This is a genomic window from Burkholderia sp. BCC1999 (genome assembly GCF_905339975.1).
Lineage (GTDB): Bacteria > Pseudomonadota > Gammaproteobacteria > Burkholderiales > Burkholderiaceae > Burkholderia.
The window spans coordinates 146,218-167,305 of sequence record NZ_CAJPHP010000013.1 but is presented as its reverse complement, the minus strand read 5'-3'; the positions used below and the strand labels follow the sequence as shown (position 1 = coordinate 167,305).

At 61.3% G+C, this 21,088-nt stretch carries 19 protein-coding genes; 12 read left to right on the top strand and 7 right to left on the bottom strand.

The window, feature by feature from the left end; translation table 11 throughout:
* Positions 1 to 125: 125 nt before the first annotated feature.
* The 5 genes from U5809_RS20550 (at position 126) to U5809_RS20530 (ending at position 8,546) form a co-directional block, all read left to right on the top strand.
* Positions 126 to 2,984 carry a type VI secretion system Vgr family protein gene (locus tag U5809_RS20550; RefSeq protein WP_322087906.1) on the top strand — a complete coding sequence of 953 codons (2,859 nt, stop codon included), beginning with the start codon at positions 126 to 128 and terminating at the stop codon, positions 2,982 to 2,984.
* Entirely contained in the window at positions 2,981 to 5,002 is a 2,022-nt protein-coding gene (locus U5809_RS20545; RefSeq protein WP_322087905.1) for a phospholipase D-like domain-containing protein, read from the top strand. Before U5809_RS20550 ends, U5809_RS20545 begins: the two co-directional genes overlap by 4 nt.
* Positions 5,003 to 5,004: 2 nt before the next feature.
* Positions 5,005 to 6,312, top strand: a complete 1,308-nt coding sequence (locus tag U5809_RS20540; RefSeq protein ID WP_322087976.1) for a sel1 repeat family protein — start codon at positions 5,005 to 5,007, stop codon at positions 6,310 to 6,312.
* Between the two features lie 44 nt (positions 6,313 to 6,356).
* Entirely contained in the window at positions 6,357 to 7,421 is a 1,065-nt protein-coding gene (locus U5809_RS20535) for a sel1 repeat family protein (protein WP_322087904.1), read from the top strand.
* Positions 7,422 to 7,628: 207 nt separating this feature from the next.
* A complete protein-coding gene (locus U5809_RS20530) occupies positions 7,629 to 8,546 on the top strand; it encodes a hypothetical protein (RefSeq protein ID WP_322087903.1) in 918 nt (305 codons plus the stop codon).
* A gap of 97 nt (positions 8,547 to 8,643) precedes the next feature.
* On the opposite strand, the gene U5809_RS20525 is transcribed toward U5809_RS20530, so the two are convergent.
* Positions 8,644 to 9,624, bottom strand: a complete 981-nt coding sequence (locus U5809_RS20525; protein ID WP_322087902.1) for a LysR family transcriptional regulator — start codon at positions 9,622 to 9,624, stop codon at positions 8,644 to 8,646.
* Positions 9,625 to 9,726: 102 nt separating this feature from the next.
* Between U5809_RS20525 and U5809_RS20520 the strand changes: the two genes are divergently transcribed.
* Positions 9,727 to 10,101: a nuclear transport factor 2 family protein gene (locus U5809_RS20520; protein WP_322087901.1), complete on the top strand. Its 375-nt coding sequence runs from the start codon at positions 9,727 to 9,729 to the stop codon at positions 10,099 to 10,101.
* 143 nt (positions 10,102 to 10,244) lie between these two features.
* On the opposite strand, the gene kdgT is transcribed toward U5809_RS20520, so the two are convergent.
* Positions 10,245 to 11,264: a 2-keto-3-deoxygluconate transporter gene (gene kdgT, locus U5809_RS20515; protein ID WP_322087900.1), complete on the bottom strand. Its 1,020-nt coding sequence runs from the start codon at positions 11,262 to 11,264 to the stop codon at positions 10,245 to 10,247.
* A 280-nt stretch (positions 11,265 to 11,544) separates the two neighbouring features.
* On the opposite strand from kdgT, the gene kduI reads away from it, so the two are divergent.
* The 3 genes from kduI to kdgR are packed head-to-tail and all read left to right on the top strand — an operon-like array spanning position 11,545 to position 14,132.
* Complete coding sequence (gene kduI, locus U5809_RS20510; RefSeq protein WP_322087899.1) at positions 11,545 to 12,381, top strand: 5-dehydro-4-deoxy-D-glucuronate isomerase; 837 nt, start codon at positions 11,545 to 11,547, stop codon at positions 12,379 to 12,381.
* A 4-nt stretch (positions 12,382 to 12,385) separates the two neighbouring features.
* Entirely contained in the window at positions 12,386 to 13,192 is an 807-nt protein-coding gene (kduD, locus tag U5809_RS20505) for a 2-dehydro-3-deoxy-D-gluconate 5-dehydrogenase KduD (RefSeq protein ID WP_322087898.1), read from the top strand.
* Between the two features lie 58 nt (positions 13,193 to 13,250).
* Positions 13,251 to 14,132 (top strand): DNA-binding transcriptional regulator KdgR, encoded by an 882-nt coding sequence (gene kdgR / locus U5809_RS20500; RefSeq protein WP_322087897.1) that lies wholly within the window; start codon positions 13,251 to 13,253, stop codon positions 14,130 to 14,132.
* A 16-nt stretch (positions 14,133 to 14,148) separates the two neighbouring features.
* Here the strand turns inward: kdgR and U5809_RS20495 are convergent, their stop codons facing one another.
* Positions 14,149 to 15,723, bottom strand: coding sequence for an EAL domain-containing protein (locus U5809_RS20495; RefSeq protein ID WP_322087896.1), 1,575 nt, complete (start codon positions 15,721 to 15,723; stop codon positions 14,149 to 14,151).
* On the opposite strand from U5809_RS20495, the gene U5809_RS20490 reads away from it, so the two are divergent.
* Complete coding sequence (locus U5809_RS20490) at positions 15,650 to 15,817, top strand: hypothetical protein (protein ID WP_322087979.1); 168 nt, start codon at positions 15,650 to 15,652, stop codon at positions 15,815 to 15,817. The two genes, U5809_RS20495 and U5809_RS20490, sit on opposite strands and share 74 nt — an antisense overlap.
* A 436-nt stretch (positions 15,818 to 16,253) precedes the next feature.
* Here U5809_RS20490 and U5809_RS20485 read toward each other — a convergent pair whose 3' ends face one another.
* Positions 16,254 to 16,559: a hypothetical protein gene (locus U5809_RS20485; protein WP_322087895.1), complete on the bottom strand. Its 306-nt coding sequence runs from the start codon at positions 16,557 to 16,559 to the stop codon at positions 16,254 to 16,256.
* A 50-nt stretch (positions 16,560 to 16,609) separates the two neighbouring features.
* Positions 16,610 to 17,656, bottom strand: a complete 1,047-nt coding sequence (locus tag U5809_RS20480) for an AraC family transcriptional regulator (RefSeq protein WP_322087894.1) — start codon at positions 17,654 to 17,656, stop codon at positions 16,610 to 16,612.
* Between the two features lie 94 nt (positions 17,657 to 17,750).
* Between U5809_RS20480 and U5809_RS20475 the strand changes: the two genes are divergently transcribed.
* Positions 17,751 to 18,785: a sterol desaturase family protein gene (locus U5809_RS20475; RefSeq protein ID WP_322087975.1), complete on the top strand. Its 1,035-nt coding sequence runs from the start codon at positions 17,751 to 17,753 to the stop codon at positions 18,783 to 18,785.
* A gap of 36 nt (positions 18,786 to 18,821) precedes the next feature.
* A complete protein-coding gene (locus U5809_RS20470) occupies positions 18,822 to 19,502 on the top strand; it encodes an alanyl-tRNA editing protein (protein WP_322087893.1) in 681 nt (226 codons plus the stop codon).
* 101 nt (positions 19,503 to 19,603) lie between these two features.
* Here U5809_RS20470 and U5809_RS20465 read toward each other — a convergent pair whose 3' ends face one another.
* A complete protein-coding gene (locus U5809_RS20465; protein ID WP_322087892.1) occupies positions 19,604 to 19,780 on the bottom strand; it encodes a hypothetical protein in 177 nt (58 codons plus the stop codon).
* Between the two features lie 570 nt (positions 19,781 to 20,350).
* Positions 20,351 to 20,785: a phosphatase gene (locus tag U5809_RS20460; protein WP_322087891.1), complete on the bottom strand. Its 435-nt coding sequence runs from the start codon at positions 20,783 to 20,785 to the stop codon at positions 20,351 to 20,353.
* Positions 20,786 to 21,088 lie beyond the last annotated feature (303 nt).

Below are 21,088 nucleotides of genomic sequence, written 5' to 3'. Positions count from 1 at the left end.
ATCCATTCATATGGATGAATGAGCGATTACAGTTTTCAATTATTTGAATTGCCCCCGATTGACGTCACAGAATCGTCATTCGTAGAATCGTCAGTCAAGAACAACATAATTCTGAGAGAGGCGCTATGGATGCGCACAGCATGATCGGGACACTCACGGGAGGGCTGGTTCAGCAAGAACGACTTCTCAAGCTCGATACACCGCTTGGCAGTAACGTGCTGATCCCGCACCGGGTGTTCGGGCAGTCCCGCATCGGTCGAGATTACCTGTTCATGATCGACTGCGTGTCGACGTCGAACGATGTCCAGCTCAAGACACTGATTTCGCAGCCCGTCACGCTGTGGATTCAGCAGACCGACAAGACCTATCTGCCTCATCACGGCTACGTTCATACCGCGAGAAAACTCGGTGTGGACGGCGGCCTCGCGTGTTATCAGCTCAGTTTCTCGTCGTGGCTGCATTTCCTGAAATTCCGTCGCGACCAGCGCCACTGGCAAGATAAAAGCGTCGACGCAATCATTACCGATGTATTCAATGATCATCCGCAGGCACGCGGAATGTATCGCTTTGAATTGTCGCAACCGCTGCCTTCACGATCCTACTGCCGTCAGGACGAAACCGACTGGAATTTCGTACACCGGCTGCTCGAATCCGAGGGCCTGTACGGCGTCTGGAAACAGGCGCAGGACGGAAAGTCACATACGCTGGTGATCACCGATCGTCTTCAGACGCTCGAGCCGCTTGAGCCGGCAACGGTCGATTTTTCCCATGCGAGCGTTCATGGTGAAGTGGACGCTTTTACGCAGTGGGCAGGAACCCGGACGCTGCAGTCTGTCCTGCTGTCGACGCGAACGTTCGACTACAAGAATCCCGCCACGCCAGCCAATCCGAAGGCGACGTCGGTTCCCACGATGGCCAATCAGGGTGATCTCCCGTCGCAGGCCGAGGTGTATGAATACACGGGCGGCTATACGTACCCCGAACAGGAGCGTGGCGACCATCTCAGCAAGATCCGCATGGAGGAATGGGAGTCGCAGGCCAAGCGCTACGACGGTGTCGGTGGGGTGCGCCGCATCGATGCGGGGCGGCGGTTCACGCTGACCGGACATCCCGAGCATGATCAGGACGCGGCTGATCACCGGGAATTCGCGGTGATCGAGGTCGAGTGGATCATCGTCAACAACGTTCCGCTTTCCGGACACGAAGCGAATTACCCGCATAGCCTCTATCAGGCAGTGAAGCAGGCCGATGCGGACGACACGGACAAGCGGTTCTCCGTGTCGCATGCCGATGGCTCGACGGGTTTCTATCGAGTGGCCATCGAAGCGCAGCGCACGTCGGTCCCGTATCACAGCCCCCTCGAGCACAAAAAGCCCGAAGCAAAGCTCGAATCGGCCATCGTTGCCGGTCCGAAGGGGGAGCAGGCGTATACCGACGACCTGAACCGGATCAAGGTGCTGTTCATCTGGGACCGGCACAATGAAGGCGACGAGCGGGCTTCGTGCTGGGTGCGTGTCGCGCAATCCGATACCGGCGACGGGTATGGCGGCGTTCACATGCCGCGCGCGGGAGAGGAACTGCTGATTGGCCATATCGGGAACGACATCGATCGTCCGATTGCGCTGCACCGGGTGTACAACGGGGGCGCAAAGCCGCGATGGCATTCGAACGCCCTGCTGTCGGGTTACCGGTCCCAGGAATTCTCGGGGAGCGGCTACAACCAGATGGTGATGGACGATTCGACGGGCCAGAACCGCGTACACCTGTACAGCAGCAGTACGAACGCGGCGTTGCACCTGGGCTACCTGATCGACCAGACCGACAACACGCGCGGCAGTTACCTGGGCAAGGGCTTCGATCTGAGTTCGGAGGCCTACGGTGCGCTGCGGGCCGGGCGAGGGTTGTTCGTGACGACGCACCCGGTCGCCAGTCAGCCGCTCGATACCACGTTGGCGACGCGTCAATTGAACGGCTCGATGAGTATCCTCGATGGCCTGTCGCAGGCGAGCGAAACGTCGAAGGCGGAAAGCCTGAAGGATGGGCACGACACGTTCAAGGCCTTTGCCGATGCGGCGCAGCACAACGAATCAGGGGCGGTGGGCGGTGGCGGTGTGACAGCCGGAGGAGGGACGGGCGACGCCGGCGCGTTCAAGCAGCCCGTGATCCTGGTTGCCGCGCCTGCGGGCATCGGCCTGTCGACGCAGAAGTCGACGCACGTTGCAGCCGATCAGCACGTCAATATCGTCAGCGGGCAAAGCACGCACGTTGCGACCGGCAAGTCGCTCGTTGCCAGCATTACGGAGAAACTGAGCCTGTTCGTGCAGAACGCCGGGATGAAGCTGTTTGCGGCGAAGGGGAAGATCGAGGTTCAAACCCATGCGGATAATGTCGAAGTGACGGCGCAGAAATCGCTGTTGCTGGCGTCTGTTACCGAGAAGGTTCAAGCCTCGGCGCAACAGGAGATTTTGTTGACGTCGGGCGGTGCGTACATCCGGCTCAAAGGCGGCGACATCGAGATTCATGCGCCGGGCAAGATCGACGTGAAGGGGGCGCAGCATGCGTTCAGTGGTCCGACGAGCATGGATGTCACCAACCCCGCGTTCAAGGATCTGCCGACGCGGCGGTTGATGCTGAATACGATGGCGTCACCGTCTGCCACTGGTGTCGTTCCGGTGGGTATGCCGTACAAGCTTTACGCGGACGGGGCGCTGGTCAAGCAGGGCGTGTTCGACAAGTCAGGGCAGTTGCCGATCGATCATCAGGTCACCACGCAGAAGTACACGCTGGAGATGGCCAATGGCGTGAAGCACGAGATTCCGGTGCCGGGGGAGTATCGGGATGCGGCGAATGGTGCGCTTGCGAATCAGGGGTTTCAGTATCACGAGAGCAGTACTGCCACGGATATCGAGCCGCCGGGTGATCGAGCTTTGAACAGAACGCGATACAGTAATCTGCTCGGTACAGGGTCGGGAGACGATGCATGACAGACAAGACGATAACGACGCCTATGGCGCTCAACCATACTTCGACCGCATCGCCGACCTTTCCGTGGTTCGTGGACATCAACGACGAGAAAAAGGGCGTCGAGTTTCATCCGGTTGATTGCTCATACAGGCCGCTCGTAAACGGTCGGGAAGCGTTCGGGGCCGTGTATGACGCCATCTTGGCGGCGAAGTACAGCGTCGACATCATCTGCTGGGGGTTCCAGCCGTCGATGTACTTCAAGCGCGAGCTTGGGGTCGCATCGATGAACATTGGTGAGCTGCTCGTTACGAAGGGGCTGCAAGGCGTTCGAGTTCGGATTCTGTGCTGGGCCGACTCTTTGGCAGTTGCCCAGTTCAGTGAGAATTCGACGCCTGGATTGAACTGGCTAAGAAGTCGCGCGTTTCAGAACGAGAACGACGCGGAGAGAGAATACGACCGCGCCTGGTACAAGGAAGCACGCAAGGTCTCTCCATCGCTATATCGCGACGACTTCAAAGAAGAGATCGCCGCAAAATTGCGTGCGCGGCATGCGGCGGGTTTGCCTCCGCCACAGCCAGGAGACAAGATTCTCGGCATTCCGGGGCTGCCCTGCATCGAGATGGCGACGCGCGATTTCTCGTTGAAGGATCGCTGGGAAATCATCCATCGCGAGATGATGTTCCGGGACGACAAGAGCTTGAACGAGGAGGCCGTTACGGTCGGCTTTAGCAGCGAGCCTTCGCATCACCAAAAATCCGTGATGGTCGACTATGAATGGCCGGAGCATGCGGTTGGCTTCGTAATGGGCCACAACACGCTGGACGCATACTGGGACGACGATCAACATTCGTTTGCGCGGATGCATGCGCGCGCCGGTCGCAATGGCGCAACGCCGAGGCAGGACATGTCCGCGATGGTGACCGGGCCAATCCTCGAGCATCTGAATGTGAATTTCTGTCGTGCGTGGCAACACACGACCAACATGGATTTGACGACGCCGCGACGGTCACTCGCCAAACGCCTCGTTGTCGACAAGAATCGAGGGACGCCCTTGCGGGCGCAAATTCTGCGGACCCAATCGCAGGCAGCGGAAAACCGTCGCGATATCCGGTCGATGTACAAGCAGACGACAGATAATGCGACACGCTACATCTATATCGAGAACCAGTATTTCCGTTGGCCGCCGCTGGTCGATCACATCAAAACCGCAATCAACCGGCAGACCGGCGGTGGTCGAGACATCGGCAAGCACGGACCGCTTTACCTGTTTGTGGTGACCAATTCCAGCGATGATGCATTGGACCACGGACAGGTATCGACGTACCGGATGATGGAGTCGCTGGGCCATGCGGACACGATGCCCAACGTGACGAGAATGGAGCGCGATGATGTGATGCAGCAGCAACGCTGGGACTTGCAGACTCGGATCGACGGGGTGGACAGCGCCATTCAGAACGCGAAGGTGTATGGTGCAGGGACGCCGGAACAGATGGCGTCGTACTACGCAAAAATGGATGCGCAGAAAAAGAAGTTGCAGCAGCAATTAAATGAATTGAATGCCAAGATTGATGACAACAAGCGGGGAAAAATTATCCCTGGAGACATTCCTGGACTCAAGACGCTAATATGTACGTTGGTTGCGCCCGATTCCCCGGCTGGAAATTGGATGAATACGTATGTTCATAGCAAGATCATGCTGATCGACGATGTGTTCACGACTCATGGGTCTGCGAACGTTAACACGCGCAGCATGGAGGTGGATAGCGAGCTGAACATCGCGCACGAAAATGGCGATATAACGAAGGCTCTTCGGAAAAGGCTGTGGACGATTCATACGAAGTTGAGTCCAGTTCAGGGAATAAAGGATGCCGGTGACATTTTGAGTGATTCAATTGGCGATGATTTTGGGCGAGTTTATGATACTTGGAAGATGATTCTTTCAAAAAATCAGACTTTTCTGAATTCAAAGAAGCAGGCGCCATTTTCTTCAATTGTCAATTTTCAGACCGCGACGACAACGCGAAGCGCGCTCGATTAAGTATGCGAAGAATTTCTATCACCTTACTGATTTCATGCCTACTGGCAGCCTGCTCGAAGAATGAGAGTGCTATGAATTCTTTACCTGACATGAATGCGGTGCGTCTGAATCTGGCCTTCACTTGCACGCATGAAGCTGATCATTTGCCCCCTCTCGATCCGGAAGCGGACAAGCTGTTTCAGTATGGACGATACCTTCAGAAAAAGGAGGGAGGAAAGGATTTTAGTGATATCGCGCGCTACTATCGGATCGCTGCAGCGCATGGACACTACAAAGCTAATCACAATTTGCAAATCCTGATTTCGTCTGGAGCCGCATCATCACCTAACCCAGAAAAGGAGAGCGTTGATCTGGCGGAGCAACTTATCAAGGCTGGTGTGCCGAGCGGATACTACGACATTGGTCACTACTTGTTGAATGGATACGGCCTTCAGCATGATGAAGATGCGGGGCGACGGTATATTCGAAAAGCTGCAGATCTGGGGAATGCTGATGCGCAGTATTACGTGGCAAACTTGCTTGATCCCGCGGACGCCGCGCCGGATATTGCTCGTCAAATGTTTCAATGTGCGGCGGATCAAGGTCATGCGGAATCCGCGAACTATCTTGGGGTGACTTTCCAGAATGATAAAAATTTCCTGGAAGCTGCTCAGGCATTTCAGAAAAGCGTCAAGGCGGGAAGTAGTCAGTCTGCACTGCTCCTTGAAGAGTCGTTCGACGCGAAGTCAGGGAGGAATCCGCTATATGCCCTGGGCGAACAGCCGGACGCGGAACGAAGCCGGCGTTACGACCTTATTGGAGTGTTTCTGAGAGACAACGACGGCCGAAATCCCAAGGTCCCGGACATCGACAAGATCGTTCCGCTGCCGCCCGCAAAGCTGCCGCCGTGGGACGGTACGTTCGAGTGGCAAAAGGAGCAGGTTGCAGTAACGTCGCCCCAGAAGCCGTCGGACGAACTTATCAACGAGATGGCGAAGGCCAAGCATCTCGATCCCGCGACTGGGTTGCCGCTCCCGGAATCGACAGACAAGACGTCACAGGCGGAGCAACCTGAAAACGTCGCGTCTCGCCTGCCGTTGGGCACAGTCGCTCACACGGGGCAATCCTGCCCGGAAGACGGCGTATGGTGCGCGAAACTTTCGACCGGCCAGGTTGGCGACACGCAGCGTCGGTTTCTCAAGGGCGATGCTTTGCCGTCTGTCGTCGTGCATGAACCGAGAAAGCTGGCGATGCTCGATAGCATGATGGGTACGCGCCAGCACGTTGAACAAGTTGCGTGGGAACTCGTTGCGTACCTTGATCAGGCTTGATCGACTCATTCAGCAACGCTTCGTGGCCAATCGCTCGCTCGATCATGGCCACGAAGCAGGCTCGATTTATCATGCGTAGAACGCCCGCCGTCCTGCTGATTTCTTGCCTGCTGGCAGCTTGCTCGAAGAGCGAAAATGCTGTCAGCCCGTTGCCTGACGTAAGTGCGGTACGTTTGAATCTCGCCTTCACCTGCGTGCATGAGGTCGATCATCTGCTGCCTCTTGACCCGGAAGCGGATAAATTATTTCAATATGGTCGGTATCTCGAGAAAAAAGACGGCCCGAAAAATTTCGACGATGTCGCTCGCTACTACCGTATCGCGGCGGCTCTCGGGCATTACAAAGCCAACCACAATCTGCAAATTCTGATTTCGTCCGGGGCAGCACCATCACCTGATGGCGAAAAGGAGAGTGTGGATCTCGCCGAGCAGCTGATCAAGGCAGGCGTCGCTAGCGGCTATTACGACATTGGCCACTACCTGCTGAATGGTTACGGCCTCCAGGGTGGTGAAGATGCCGCACGCCGGTACATTCGTAAGGCGGCCGATCTGGGTAACGCAGATGCTCAGTATTACGTGGCAAATTTGCTTGATCCGGCCGACGCCGCGCCGGACATCGCTCTTCAGATGTTTCGATGCGCAGCGGAGCAGGGTCATGCCGATGCGGCGAACTACCTTGGCGTGAGCCTTCAGACCGACAATAAATTCAGTGATGCTGCCAAAGCGTTTCAGATGAGCGTCGAGGAAGGAAGCAGTCAATCGGCGCTTATACTTGAGTGTGCCTTTGATGTAAATGGTGGGCGCGACCCGGTAACCAATCTCGACGTTCACGCCGATCCTGAGCGTGTTCACCGATACAACGTTATCGGAAAATTTCTTCGAGCCAATGACGGCCGCAATCCCAAGGTTCCCGATCTCGACAAGATCGTTCCCCTACCCCCCGCAAAGCTTCCCCCTTGGGACGGCACCTTCCAATGGCAAAAAGAACAGAATGCAGCCACGCCACCGCAGAAGCCCTCGGACGAACTGATCAACAAGATGGCGAAATCCAAGCATCTCGATCCCGCGACGGGGCTGCCGCTTCCGGGATCGGCAGACAAGTCTTCATAGACTGACCAACCAGAAAACATCGCATCCTGCTTGCCGCAGGATACGGCCATGTACCGACCAAACTTGCTCGCAAGCTGACACACGAAACCAGGAACCGGCGAGCTTGACGACGGACCACACCGGTTTCACAAGCGCGACGCGTTATCGTCTCTCACCCGATTGGCCCGGCGCCGTACAACTGACAACCTCCTTGCCCCCGGAGTCCACATGAATTCACCCACCCGGCCCGTCTCGCTACCCGGCGCGGCGGCTCTCGTCGCCGCGTTCATCATCACCGTGCTGTTTCTATCCAGCCTTTACGTGCAGTTGACGAGGTTCTCGCTGGACTCGCAGATGGTGGCTGTGCGACTGACCAGTTTCATCCAGAACCTGGTGTCTCGAACCGGTCTGGTTTATCTGATCGTTCGCTGGCACGGCGAGCAACGCGATCAGCTTGCGTTCCGCCGCCCTGCACGGCTGCTGGCGGCCTACGCGTTATGCCTGCTGATCTGGCAGATCGCGCAGATATTCATCATCCAGATGGTCGTGGTGAGCCTGGCCGGCAACGGCACGCATCTGACGGCCATCTTGCCGCTCATCCCGCCGGTGAGTGCCGCCCTGTATGCAATCGTGGCCTGGCTTGCGTGGTGGTTCGTCACGCGCGTGTTTCGCAACGACGCGTTACCCGATGCGCCCCGCGGTCACGCAACGCGGTACATCGCAGGCCTCGCGGCCTGGCTGTTCGCAAGCATATGGCTGCTTTTGATGACGCAGACAGTGCCGATGCTGCTCGACACCTTCGACGACGACCTCATGCGCGTGATGTTCAGCTACGTTGGCGCGTTGGTGGTTCCCGCGGCGCTGATCTTTGCGGGCGCGAGGCTCGGCCTGTCTCGCGATCTCGTTCGACTGCACGGCTGGCGTTGGCTGGGCGCGTCGCTTGCGGCAATGGCATCCACCGCGGTTCTGTTCTATCTGGCGTTGCAGTTGCTTGGCGGCGTACGTGGAATGGCCGTGTTGTCCGGGATGATGGCGATCGTTCTTCTCGGCGGGGCCTTCGTTGCTCATTGGGTGTGGTTCCGCGTGTTCTACGCTCCGGTGAGCCGCGGCACTGTCGAAACGCCTCGCGGGATGCCTTCGCCGTAGAAACCGAACGCAGGTGAGGGCGATGCGCGATCCCGCGCGGGCCGACTGGCGTGCCGACTTCTCGGGGCCATTGGCTGGAGGTGCGTCGGAAAGAGGACTATTCGCGATGCAACGTTTCGAGCACGGCCGATGACGGCCGCTGGCTAGCGCCATCGCCCTTCGACTGCAGCCCGGGCATCATCCCGACGACAAAGTCGATGAATGCTCTCACCTTGGCCGGAACGTGATTTCGACTGGGATAGTAGACATAAAGAGGGAACGTCTCGTCGGGCCAGTCCGTCAGAATCGGCTCCAATGTGCCGGCACGCAGGTGCGCATCGATTCCGAGGTCGATTATCTGAGCGATCCCGAAGCCGGCAACGCACGCGCCGATTTTCGTTCCTGCGTCCGTGACGGTCAGGTTGCCGTTGACGGCCACTTTCACTTTCTCGTCGTCGCGCCAGAACTCCCAGTCGAAGGGCCGACCGGTAGCCGGATCGATGGCCAGGATGCATTCGTGGCCGTCATCGACCAGATCCTGCGGCGACCTCGGCCGACCGCGTTGCTGCAGGTAGCTCGGCGCTGCCACGGTCAGGACCCGCGGACTGTACAGCCTGCGGCAGACCAGGGTTGAAACGGTTGGCGATCCAAACCGGATGGCGAGATCGAATCCGTCGCTTACCAGGTCCGTCAGGTCGTTCCTGGTTTCCAGCTTCAGATGTAGAGCGGGGTAATCCTTCATGAACTGGGCCAACTCCGGCGCCAGCACCAGGCGGGCGAACGCGGCATCGCACGCCACACGGAGCGTTCCGCTGACGACCGAGGTCCGGTCGGAAGCGCCGGCGGTCGCCTCTTCGATTCCCTGGAGCAACGGCAGTACCTTTGACAACAGCTCGTGGCCCGCGTCCGTCACTTCGACGTGCCGGCTGGTGCGATGCACGAGCTTCGCGTGCAGGCGATCCTCCAGTCGCTGAATGGCGCGACTGACTGCAGGCTGAGTCTTGCCCAGACGAGAGGCGGCGCGCCCAAAGCTCCCGGATTCGGCAACGGCCGCGAGGACAAGCAAGCCGCTGACCAGCCCTCCGTCGAGGTCTTCCATGATCGATGTGTTCCTGTAATGGCAGCGATAACCGGGCCGCCGTATCCGAGGCGAGGACGATCGCTCACTATACGAGCCGTTCACTACCGAGGAAAGCCAGTCATGACCCAGACCCAAGCCGTCGTCGCCTTGATCGAGGATTATTTCAATTTGGCTTATGAGCCGCAGAGCCGTGAATTCAACAAGGTCTTTCACCCGAGCTGCCTGATTCAGTGGCTGGATGAAGGCCGGCTGCGCACCCTGTCATCGTCGGAGTATGCGGCGCTCATCAACGGGAGGCCGAGTCCCCGCTCAACCGGCGCACCAAGAGACGAGGCGATCCTCTCGATGGAGAACATTTCGGACAGCCTTTCAACGGCCACGGTACGAGTGCGGATCGGAAACAGGCTGTTCAACGATCACTTCGCCATACACAAGGTGGAAGGCAGTTGGCTGATTGCAAACAAGGCGTCCGCCATCGTGCGTACGTTCGACTGACGCGCCGCGGATGCGACAGAGTCCGCGCAAACATCAACGAACAAAAAACCCGGGAAACGCATCGATTTCCCGGGTTTTTTGTGCAATCGAACATTGATCGGCGCCGAAGCGGGCGCCTGAAACGCAGGCTCGAACCGTCCTCGTCAAACATGCCCCTCATGTTCGATCGGTGCGCCATGCCCCGCCCGCGCCGAAACGATAATCGGTATCCCTGACAATCTCGCAGCCCGCTTCGCCCATATCGCCGTCAAGATCGGTACGAGAATCGCCGTCACGAGGCAAGCCGTCGCGACGATCGCCGTCGCGGCCGGCACCATCGGTTTGAACTTCGGAATCATCTCGCCGATGATCGCCGGGTTTGCGACCGCGGCGCCGGCCGTCGACGACGCGGCAAGCCCGGCGGTTCCGTTACCGCCGCCAAGCAACTTGTCCGCCAGAATCAGCGGCACACCCGTCACGACGATCACCGCGAGCCCGAGCGCGATGCCCGGCAGTCCGCTCTTCGCGATCACGTTGAGATCGATGCCGTTGCCGAGCGCGAAGCCGAAGAACGGGATCAGCGGATGCACGCAGCGCCCGAACAGCTCACGCAGGTCTTCATCGAGGTTGCCGAGCGTGAAGCCGATCAGGAACGGCAGCACCGCGCCGACGAACAGCCGCGTCTCGAACACCGCGACACCGGCCGCGCCGAGGATCAGCATGCTGACGAGCGGCCCCGATTCGATCGACATCAGCACGAACGCGCCGGCTTCTTCCTTGCTGCCGTACTGCTGCATCACGGCCGCATAGAGGCCGCCGTTGGTCATGTCCATCGACGTCGTGATCGCGAGCAGCGACAGGCCCGCGAAGAGGCCCGTGCGGATGCCTTCGTCGGGGATGAACTGCGCGGCGATCACGGTCGCAAGCCAGGCGACCACGATCTTCGTCGCGAGCAGCGTGCCGGATTTGCGCAGCACGACACCGGTCGCGCGCAGGTTGATCGTCGCGCCCATGCAGAAGAACCAGACGGCGAGGATCGGCACCGTGCCCGCGATCAGGCCGTTGGTGAACGAGCCGAAGTACTTCCCGGCGTTCGGCGCGAACGTGTGCACGCACGCGCCGAGCAGCATCGGGACCAGCATGAGCCCGCCAGGAATGCGGTCGATGGCCTGTTTCAGCTTCACGTCTCCTCCGTGGACGTCGATGCGTCCCGTTGTCGAATGATGTCTGCTGACTGACTATAGAACATGATTCGGAACGATGGTCCGATTTTGATAAATTGATGGGTAGTCGTATACCCGTATCGGCATAAATTGCTGATAAAAAAGGAAATTTAAGGGGTTTTGCGCCGCGCTTTGTTTTCGGATCGACGTTCCGTATTTGTGGAATCTGTGCTTCAATTCATCGTATGACCGCCGCCGTTGCGGAGGCTGGCGGCACATTCAATCCCCACGGAGAACCGGCATGGAAGTGCGACAGGGCATACACGGCGAACACGCGAAGACGCTCGATACGGCCGGCCTGCGCCGGCATTTCCTGGTGGAGAACGTATTCGCGCCGGACGCGCTGTCGCTCACCTACAGCCACATCGACCGGATCATCGTCGGCGGCGCGTGGCCTGCCACGCGGCCGGTCGAGGTGCCCGCGTCGCTCGGTGCGGCGATGGGCGTGAGCCATCTGCTGGAGCGGCGCGAACTGGGCGCGATCAACATCGGCGGGCCCGGCTGGGTCGAGGTCGACGGGCAGCGTCACGCGGTGGGCACCGAAGAGGCGATCTACATCGGGCAAGGCGGGCAGGGCGTCGTGTTCGGCAGCGACGATCGCACGCATCCCGCGAAGTTCTACCTGAACTGCGCGCCCGCGCACACGGCCTATCCGACACGCACGATCACGCTCGCGCAGGCGTCGCCCGAAACGCTCGGCGATGCGGCCACGAGCAATCGCCGCACGATCTACAAGTTCATCGTGCCCGACGTGCTGCCCACCTGCCAGTTGTCGATGGGGATGACCAAACTCGAGCCCGGCAGCCTGTGGAACACGATGCCGTGCCACACGCACGAGCGCCGGATGGAGGTGTATTTCTACTTCAACCTCGCCGACGACGCGGCCGTGTTCCACATGCTCGGCGAGCCGCAGGAAACGCGCCACGTCGTCGTGCACAACGAGCAGGCGGTGATCTCGCCGAGCTGGTCGATCCATTCGGGCGTCGGCACGAAGGCGTACACGTTCATCTGGGGGATGGTCGGCGAGAACCAGGTGTTCAAGGACATGGATCACATCGCCGTTGCCGACCTGCGCTGACATCATGAAACGCGATACGCCCGAGCTTCCTGCCACCGACGCGCGCACCGCGCTCGCCGGCCTGTTCGACCTGACCGGCAAGGTCGCGATCGTCACCGGCTGCAACACGGGGCTCGGCGCGGCGATGGCCGTCGCGCTCGCGTCGGCCGGGTGCGACATAGTCGGCGCGAACCGTTCGGCGCCTGCCGAGACATCGGCGCGCGTCGAGGCGGCCGGCCGGCGCTTCGTCGACGTGCGCGCCGATCTGTCGACGCTCGAACCGGTCGAGCGGATCGTCGGCGGCGCGGTCGATGCGTTTGGCCACGTCGACATCCTCGTCAACAACGCGGGCATGATCCGCCGTTGCGATGCACTCGAATTCACCGAAGCCGACTGGGACGCCGTGATCGACGTGAACCTGAAGAGCGTGTTCTTCCTGTCGCAGGCCGTCGCGCGGCAGATGGTGCGGCAGGGGCGCGGCGGCAAGATCGTGAACGTCGCGTCGATGCTGTCGTTCCAGGGTGGTATCCGCGTGCCGTCGTACACGGCGTCGAAAAGCGGCGTGCTGGGGCTGACGCGTCTGCTCGCGAACGAATGGGCCGCGCGCGGGATCAACGTGAACGCGATCGCGCCCGGCTATATGGAAACCGACAACACCGCGCAATTGCGCGAGGACAGCCGGCGCAGCGACGAAATCCTCGGCCGCATCCCGGCCGGCCGCTGGGGCGTGCCCGACGATCTCGCGGGCGCGGCCGTGTTTCTCGCGTCACGTGCGTCGGACTACGTGCACGGTCACACGCTCGCCGTCGACGGCGGGTGGCTCGCGCGCTGACCGTGCCGCGCGGCGGACGCGTTATGCTCTCCCGATTCGCACTCACGGATTCACGGACATGACAGCAACGCCCAGGCAGCGCAAAGGCGATCAGGCGAACCAGGGAGCCGAAGCCGACACGTCGGCGGCAGGGGGCGCCGAAAAGGCCGATTCGGTCGCGGCCGTCGGCAAGGTCTTCACGATCCTCGCCGCGCTCGGCGATCGCCGCGAGATCGGCATCAGCGAGCTGTCGCAGCATCTCGGCATGTCGAAGACGACGGTTCATCGCTTCCTGCAGACGCTGAAGGCGCTCGGCTACGTCGCGCAAGAAGGCGAGACCGACCGCTACCGGTTGACGATCCGGCTGTTCGAGCTGGGCAGCAAGGCGCTGGAAAGCGTGGACCTCGTGCGCGAGGCCGATCTCGAGATGCGCCGTATCGGGCAGCTGACGCGCGAAGCCGTGCATCTCGGCGCGTTCGACGAGGACGCGATCATCTACATCCACAAGATCGACGCCGATTACGGGCTGCGCATGCAGTCGCGGATCGGCCGGCGCAATCCGCTGTACAGCACGGCGATCGGCAAGGTGCTGCTCGCGTGGATGACGCCCGACGAAGCGCGTGCGGTGCTGGCAGGCATCGAGTTCAGGAAGTCGACCGCGAAGACGCTCGCGTCGGCGGATGCGGTGATGAGCATCCTGCCGCACGTACGGCAGCAGGGCTACGGCGAAGACAACGAGGAACAGGAAGACGGCCTGCTGTGTCTCGCAGTGCCCGTGTTCGACCGTTTCGATCGCGTGATCGCGGGGTTGTCGCTGTCGTTCCCGACGATGCGTTGCGGCGCGGACACGAAAGCGCATTACGTCGCACTGCTGAAGGAAGCCGGTCAGGCAATTTCCGCGCGGCTCGGGTATCGTCCGCAAGCGGCCGGTGTCGAGCCGGCGACGGTCGCGCAGGATTGAGCGTGCGGCGTCGCCGCTATGCCGACGCCCACCCGAAATCGCGTTTCAGGCTTTCCGCGCGCTGCGGCCGCCGATACAGAAAGCCCTGCGCATACTGAATCCCGACCGTGCGCAGCGCGCGATGCTGCGCCTCCGTCTCCACGCCTTCCGCGATGATCTTCAGGTCGTAGTGATGCGCGACGGCCGCGATTCCCTCGATCAGCCCTGCACCGCCGCCGTTCAGCTGCGCGACGAACTGCCGGTCGATCTTCACGTAGTCGAACGGGAAGCGCGACAGCATGTCGAGATTGCTGTGATGCGTGCCGAAATCGTCGATCGCGAACTTCGCGCCTTTCGACCGCAGTGCATGGAATATTTCGGTGGTCCGCGCATTCTTTTCGAGCAGGATGCGTTCGGTCACTTCGAGCACCAGCGTGAAGCCGGGCGGCAGCGCGTGGATCGCCTCCTCGACGACGGCCACGAACCGCGCGCGCTCGAGATCCTTCGGCGCGATGTTCACCGCGATGCGCAGCGGCGCGGACGGCGTCAGCGCGGTGAGTTCGGACACGGCCGTTCGCAGCACGAATTCGGTCACCTTCGGCAGCACCGTGCTCGCTTCCACCTGCGGGATGAACACGGACGGGCTGATGGCCCCCCACTTCGGATGCTGCCAGCGCAGCAACGCTTCAACGCCGACCGTCCTGCGTGTCTGCACATCGACGATCGGCTGGTACACGACATGAAACTCGTTGTGACTGAGTGCGTGGCGAACGGCTTTCAGCAACAGCCGTCGCGGCGCCATCGCCAGCAGGTAGGCGGCCATCACGAGACCGTCGGCGAGCAGGACGATCGTCATGGCGATCAACCGGTAGTGGCCCTGGACGTGCGATGCGTACTGAACCGACGCGCCAACCGACACCGTGAACGGCCAGCGTTGCGATGCAATCGCGGTGCCGCCGGCGGGGCCCGCGCCCGATTCCGGCGTGAACTTTCCTTGCTGGTCGAGACGGCCCGACCCGGCGATCGACAGCGTGGCGGTTTCCGTCCCGTTGCGGGCGCTCGGTGCGAGCGCGTCGACCACGTAGTCGCCTTCGATCAGGTACAGGACACCCGCGCCATGCGCGGTGGCGCGATACACGGCCAGCACCGGGATGCCGTGCTGAAACGGCGTCTGGCGCAGCAGCGTGACGATCGTCGAGCCCGGTTCGGGCTCACGCGTGTACGCGTCGAGCGGCAGGTCGATGGCGCCGAGGGCCGACGAGCACATGACGCGACCGTCGTTCACCAGCCCGACGGCGCGCAGGTAGCGCAGGCGGGTGCTCACTTCGGCAAGCGTCCGGAATACCGTCGCGCAGGGGCGTCCGACGAGCGCGTTCAATTCGTCCGCATGCCGCAGGCGAGCGCCGTCGAGGATGCGGTCCACCTTGGCCACGATGTCGTTCGCGACGACACGTTCCTGCGCGGTGACGGTATCGCGCGCGTAGCGGTCTGCAAGCACGATCGCGCAGGCGGGCACGAGCACGCAAACGATTACGGCGATGAAAAAGGCGATCCGCGGCCACGCGCCGCTGCGCTGGAAAACGGACTTCGAGCCTGGTATGAGCGCCGACATTCCCGCGGTTGCCTTTGATGTTGTACGCATTGAGAGGCAAGTCGAACCGGTGAGTGCACATGCGGCGCGCACGTGTCATGCCCGGTCCGGGTGATCCGGCTCGTGCATTGGTATCGCGATGCAAGCCGGTTCAACGATCGTGACGGGCATCGGCGGCAGCTCCGTCAAGATCGGTCATGCGGTCCGGCGGCGCGCGTCAATAACAAGTGCATTCCGCGCATCTATATTGACGTGGCACACCGAAAAAAACCCCGACCGCATGGTCATGCGGCCGGGTCGAAAGACACCGTCTCTTGGCACGAGGATGGTGCGCGGCAAGTATAAGATGTGACGCGCTATTACGAAATATTGTTGATTAAAAATTGGTGCAGTTTTGTGATTGAATCTCAAAAAGAAACATTACCGCGAAATGCCGTTCTAGGCGACGTGCCGGCGCATGCACATCCGAAAGGATAGCGAAAGGAGTGGGTGCTGCTGACGCGGAACGAGCGATGCAGGCGCGGTGCGCGGCAGGTGGCGCCCGCCGCGATTCAGAAATCGTTGCGCATCTTGTGAAGCAGGGCGCCGGGTGACTGGCGCGTGTCGACCGCGGTGAGGACATCGGCCAGGAACCACGGCAGGTTCAGTTGCGTATCGGAATCGCCGACGCAGATGCGGATCGGCGGGGCCTTCGACGGCGAGCGGACGTCCTGCATGGCCTCCCGTGACGGGACGCAGTTTTTCGCGGGCGCCTGAACGGGAGCCGGCGCGGTGGCGCCGGACGGTGCGCCAGCGGTTGCCGACAAGCTGACGGCGGCGAGCAGGGTCAGGACAGCAGCAGTGGCAACGCGTTTCATGAGGATTCTCCGGCGATGCTCGTTCGACCGCGCCAGCCGGCGCGAGTTCGTCAGCCGCGTGCGACGCTTGCCGGCCGCGCCGGCTGCCGGCTGCGCCACTGCTGCGGCGATTCGCCGGTCCAGCGCCGGAAGGCGCGCGTGAATGCGCTGTGCTCCGAATAGCCGAGCAGCCAGGCGACTTCCGCCAGCGTCAGCCGCGGGTCGTTCAAGTGGTCGATCGCGAGCCGCCGCCGCGTGTCCTCGCGCAGGATCCGGTAGTTCAGCCCGAGTTCGGCCAGCCGGCGATGCAGCGTGCGCGACGACACATGCAGGTCGGACGCGATCTGCTCGATGCTGGCTTCGCCTTGCGTCAACAAGCGCGCGACGGCTTCGCGCACCGACTGTTCGAGGTCGTCGGTCTGCCGCAGCTCGGCGAGCAGCGCGCTCGCCTGGCGTTCCATCATGTGCCGCAGCGCGTCGTCCGGCTGTTGCAGCGGCTGCGTGAGCAGGTGCAATGGAAACGCGAGCCGGTTCACCGGCTGGCCGAACCGCACCGGGCAGCCGAAGTAGTCGACATACGGCTGTGCGTCACCCGGTGACGGATGCACGAAGCAGACTTCGTCGGGCCCATTGCGCGTGCCGGTGATGTTGCGCGCGAACTGGACGATCGCGGTCAGCGCCACTTCATCGACGAGCGGGCCGAGCGGTTCGGGCGCATCGTGCCATTCGATCGCGACCGACGCCGCCTCGACGCGCACTTCCATGCGCGCGACGTTCGCGATCAGGTGTTCGTATTGCTGCCAGCGCGCGAGCGCGGCGCCGGCGTCGCGGCACGCATGCAACGCATAGCCGAGTGCGCCGAGATGCGCGGGCGTGATCCGTTGGCCGACGTGCAGGCCGAGCAGCGGATCGTCGAGCGCGTCGACCGCGCGTTCGAGCAGGCCGCGCCAATGCGCGCTCGCATACAGCGTCAGCCCGCGATCGTCCTCGGGCGGTCGCGCCTCGCCGAGCACGCGCGCTGCATCCTGGCCTTGCTCGGACAGATAGTCGAACAGCAGCCGCACGTAGGTGCTCGAGTAGTAGACGCGCTGGGTCGCGAGCGGAGAGGCGGCGGGCATGGCGGAAAGTGTCAAGTAATCGTCGGCAAGTGTCAACGCGGGCTGACCCGTGCGCGACCATACTGCGCGGCAGTTCCTGATCGAGGCTGCCGACATGCCGACCGAGTTGATGACGTGGCTCCATGCGTTCCTGGGTAACGACGTGGACTGGAAGCAGGTGTTGCTGATCGGCATGACGCCGGTGTTCCTGATCGCGTTCGCGATCGAGTATGCGGTGATGACCGGGCGCGGGCGCCGCGAACCGTTTCGCTGGAAGGAGATCGTCGCGAACCTGTCGCTCGGCGCCGGCTATCAGGTGGCCGAGACCGTGATGGGGCTCCTGTTCACGGGCGCGATCTTCGCGTGGGTCTATCGGCACCGGCTGTTCGACGTGCCGGTGAACGGCTTCACGATCGTGCCGATCTTCGTCCTCGTGGAATTCTGCTACTACTGGTTTCATCGTACGTCGCACCGCGTGCGCTGGTTCTGGTCCGCGCACGTGCCGCATCACAGCGGCGAAGTGATGAACTTCACGACGGCGATGCGGCAGTCCCTGCTGAACGCGTTCGTCGGCGTGTTCGTGTTCTATCTGCCGCCCGTGTGGCTCGGCATTCCGCCGGCCGTCGTGCTGTTCCTGCTCGCGGTCGATCTCGCGTACCAGTACTTCGTGCATACCGAAGCGATCGGGCGGCTGCCGCGCTGGTTCGAGTACGTGTTCGACACGCCGTCGAACCATCGTGCGCATCACGGCCGCAATCCGCGTTATATCGACAGGAACTATGGCGGCGTGCTGATCATTTTCGATCGCATGTTCGGCACGTATGTCGAGGAAACGGAACCGGTCGACTACGGGATCACGCAGCAGATTCGTTCGTATAACTTCCTGATTCTGAACGTGCACGAGTTCGTCGACATGTGGCGCGACGTGCTCGCACCCGGGCCGGTTCCGCAGCGGTTGAAACACCTGTGGATGCCGCCCGAGTGGGAGCGGCCGGGGCATCGGCCGATCCATACGTGGAGCGTCGAGCGCAAGGGCGAGGAAGACGAGGAAGGCGAGGAAGGCGCAATGGCACCGCGTGCCGGGCCAGCCGGCGGCGCGACGGGATCCGGGCGCAAGATCGTACAAGCAACCGGGACGCGCCCGGGCTAAGCTGGGGGCTTTCCTCGGCGAAAGGCGTGGCGGGCGATGACAAGGAAAGTATTCTGGGACGATCCCTACCGGACCACGCTCGATACCGTCGTCACGCATGTCGACGGCGAACGTGTGCGGGTGGATGCGACCATTTTCTTCGCGTTTTCAGGCGGCCAGGAAAGCGATGCGGGATCGCTGGGCGACTATCCGGTCATCCGGGCCGAGAAGCAGGGCCTCGACATCGCCTATACGCTCCCGCACGACCATGCGCTGCGGGTCGGGGATCCGGTCACCTGGCGCATCGACTGGGCGCGCCGGTACCGGCTGATGCGCCTGCACTTCGCGGCCGAAATGGTGCTGCAACTGGTCTACCGGCTCAGGCCCGGTATCGAGCGCATCGGCGCGCATATCGCGCAGGACAAGGCACGCATCGACTTCGCGAGCGACACGAGCCTGTCGCCGTTGTTTCCGGAGATCGAGTCGGCTGCGGCCGACCTGTCGAAGCGCGACCTGCGCATCGTGACCGACTTCAGCGATGTCGACGCGCAACGCCGCTTCTGGACGGTCGACGGTTTTGCGACGATGGCGTGCGGCGGCACGCATCCTGCGACGACCGGCGAGATCGGCATGCTGACGCTCAAGCGCAAGAACACCGGGAAGGGCAAGGAACGGATCGAGGTGATGCTGCTTGAACCGCAGGTGGCGGGCGGGCATCGAAGTGTATGGGCTGCGTGACCCGCATCCGGCGCCACATCATCGTCTGGCACCGGTAATTCGCATCAGCGTTTCCTCCAACAGTTTCCGATCCGCTGCACGCTTGGCGTCGGAACGTCGGGTCAGATGGCCGGCAAATCGGCCGCGTTCGGAAGTCCTATCAGATCGAATTCCGGCTGCTCGTTCTCGATGGATCGGAGGAACGCACACGAGGGCTCATCCAGCCACCCGGCTACACGCGACAACAGATGCGTATGGATGTCCAGCAAGACATCGGCTTCAACGGGTTCGGCCGTCATACCCTTGCGAGGCTGTTGGAGTAGCCGTGACTCCGCAGCTAGCGGCTCGACACCAGACTCGTGTCGTTCAGATCGGCTAACAGGGAGTTCAATTTTCCGGTATTTTAAGCACTCGTGGTGATCAAAATACACTTTTTCCAAACCTTCGCCAAGCTGAGAATGGTTTGGATGAGGTTAAAAAAGATCACTATCGGTGATCTTTTTGAGAAAAATATAAACCCAGTATGGTGGAGGCAATCGTCGGTTCAACGTAAGCCGATGAGCCACGCTCTCGTCGTGCGATATCGTGATCGACGTGCGCGCCGACTGGTACGCCCATATCGGTCGCAGCACGTGCACCGTTCTGTCGATCCGGGATGCGACGAGGGGATGGCGAGAAAGGAATCCTTGCGGCGTTTACCCGCTCAGACCGTCGCCTTCCAGGCGAAGATCGATACGTTGGCGCATATTGGCGAGCACACTGCGCGAGAGGTGCATCAATCTCGACGGTTCGATCCCGGGTCTATCAGGCGGGAGCGCGTGCAGTCACGCAGGTGGCTGCACGATGCCGTCTTTGCGGAAAACGCCCGATCAGTGCAGCCCGGCCGATGCGATCGAGCGCACGGTGTCGGTGATGTCCATGCAGCGCGACAGACCGAAATGCTCGGCTTCGCGGCGCTCCGGTTCGCTGCTCGCGATCGCGACCGCGCGTTCGGGCGGCACGCCGAGCGCTTGCAGTGCGACGTCGAAAGGATGCTGATTTGATCCGGAGTCCTGCTGATTGGCATCGGAGACGACGACCGAGAAGCGGTCGAGGTTCGCACGGCCGAACTGGCCTTCGAACATGTCGCTGAGCCGCGCGGCTGGCAGCGTCGTGACGAGACCGAGCCGATATCCTTCTTCCGATGCCTGGTCGAGCCACTGGATGATCGCGTCGCGCTGATGGCGCGATTCGCGTGAATCCGGTGTTGCTTCGATCTGTGCGAATGCTGCGTCGAGACGGGTGACGATGGCTTCGATAACCACGGTGATTCCTCTTCAGAGACGTGATGATCCGTTCGCCGACGGGAATGCCACACACCTTAGCGGGGATGCGGAAAGCGCGACCAATTAATATTTATATCCGACTCATACGATTCAACTAATGAATCGGGTTGCGAGCCAGAACCGGCGCGGGATGCGTGTCGCGCGACATTTTTCGTGCCACATGCATCGCATCGACCGCCTTCGATGTGATGCACCAAACTCGCGCACGTTGTGGATGCAACCGTCATATGCATATAAAAAAACGGCATATCGAGCGGTGGCCGCCCGATATGCCGTTGTGCG